The organism is Pseudogemmobacter sp. TB195 (genome assembly GCF_058313095.1).
Map to the genome: position 1 here is coordinate 266 of NZ_JBZEGG010000214.1, position 264 is coordinate 529.

Sequence of the window (264 nt, forward strand, 5' to 3'; positions counted from 1 at the left end):
TTTCGCCCTCGTCGAGCGCGACCTGCTTCATGCCGGCGCGCGCCAGGTCCCGCAGCGCTTCGGAACGGTTGGGATAACCGCGCCGGCGCATCATCTCGTCCAGTTCGACAAGAAGGTCGTCATCGATGGTGATGGTGATCCGCTGCATGCCGGCCCGGCCTCCTTCAGGTCAGTGGCCCAATACCCGCGCCCGCTGTTCACGCCAGGCCCGGAAACCGTCGGCTCCCGGTTGCGGGCGCCCTCTGCATCCGGACCAGATCGCCA

1 pseudogene is annotated in these 264 nt (G+C 67.4%); it reads right to left on the minus strand.

The annotated features are described in order from the left end of the window. Nucleotides 1-46 precede the first annotated feature (46 nt). Nucleotides 47-148 (minus strand): annotated as a pseudogene (locus tag AC4FS3_RS29430) (ribbon-helix-helix protein, CopG family); the annotation flags it as partial. Nucleotides 149-264: the final 116 nt, after the last annotated feature.